This is a genomic window from Rhizobium subbaraonis (assembly GCF_900220975.1).
Classification (GTDB): domain Bacteria; phylum Pseudomonadota; class Alphaproteobacteria; order Rhizobiales; family Rhizobiaceae; genus Mycoplana; species Mycoplana subbaraonis.
The window spans coordinates 1-1,277 of record NZ_OBQD01000081.1 but is presented as its reverse complement, the minus strand read 5'-3'; the positions used below and the strand labels follow the sequence as shown (position 1 = coordinate 1,277).

Sequence of the window (1,277 nt, the reverse complement as noted above, 5' to 3'; positions counted from 1 at the left end):
TATCGTGGCATTGTAGCCACTGGCCCTGATGAAGTCCGCGGATGGAGAGCCAATCAATTTGTCGAGCTCAAGGCTCTGGGGGAACCTAGGCTTTGCTCCATCCCCGGTCCAACCGGTTCGCCATCATTACTCAGTCCTTCATTCCTCCGGTCGACGATTGCCGAGCCGGATTCCTTCAAACGGCTGCGTGCCGGTAAGTCTCCTCTCTTCTCAGAAGAGCCCACGCGACGCGGGCGGTCTTGTTGGCGATCGCTACCGACACCATGCGTGCCGGTTTGCGCTGCAAGAGCTTCGCGATCCACGGGAATGATGGAGCATCAATGCGCGCTCGTCGTATGACGGCAGTGGCGCCGACTACCAGCAATCGTCGGATTGTCCGATCGCCCTGCTTGCTGATCCGCCCTAGCCTCTCCTTTCCGCCACTACTATTTTGTCGCGGCGTTAAGCCAAGCCAAGCCGCGAACTGTCGCGCTGATTTGAATTCCTCGGCATTCCCAACCGAAGCCGCGATTGCGGCCGCCGTGAGAAAGCCGACGCCTGGGATGGTCATCAGCCTCCGAGCGGCAGCTTGGTCCCGGCACCACTGCATTATGGTGCGATCAAGCTCGGCGATCTTATTGCTCAGCTCTTCTAGCTGCATCTGAATGTGCTTGAAGGGTTGCCACGACGGTTCAGGAAGATGGTCTTTCGCGACGTGTAAGGCTTCGAGAGCAGCTTTCAGCCCGAACTTTCCTTGAGGCGTGATGATACCGAATTCGGCCAAATGGCCTCGGAGTGCGTTGATCAGAGCCGTTCTCTGCCGCACAAAAAGATCTCGGGTCTTGTGCTGCATAAGAAGAGCCTGACGCTCGCAATTTTTCACCGGTACGAAGCGCATGGTTGGACGGGTGACTGCCTCGCAAATCGCTTCGGCATCTGCTGCATCGTTTTTCCCGCGCTTCACATACGGCTTTACATATACCGGAGGCATAAGCTTCACATCGAAGCCCAAGGCACCGAGTTCCCTCGCCCAGTAATGTGAAGTCGAACAAGCTTCCATGCCGACGAGGCAGGGTGGCAACTGCTCGAAGAAATGCAGGAGCTGATTTCGGCGAAGCTGCCGCCGGACAATAACATTGCCGACGTCATCGATAGCATGAACTTGAAACACGTTCTTGGCCAGATCCAGGCCGACGACAGTGATCTTCTCGAAAGTCATGACACGGTTCCTTCTCTGAGTTGCGCAGAATGATCTTAGCATCTCGCGCGACGGGTTCGGAGGGCCGTCCACATCATCA

At 56.5% G+C, this 1,277-nt stretch carries 1 protein-coding gene; it reads right to left on the bottom strand.

Translation table 11 applies throughout. From position 1 onward, the window contains the following. Positions 1-175: 175 nt before the first annotated feature. A complete protein-coding gene (locus tag CRO48_RS31525) occupies positions 176-1,198 on the bottom strand; it encodes an IS110 family RNA-guided transposase (protein WP_036567425.1) in 1,023 nt (340 codons plus the stop codon). Positions 1,199-1,277: the final 79 nt, after the last annotated feature.

Bases quoted from the DNA above. Each gene is read 5' to 3' on its own strand.
- CRO48_RS31525 (WP_036567425.1), bottom strand. From the start codon at position 1,198: ATGACTTTCGAGAAGATCACTGTCGTCGGCCTGGATCTGGCCAAGAAC.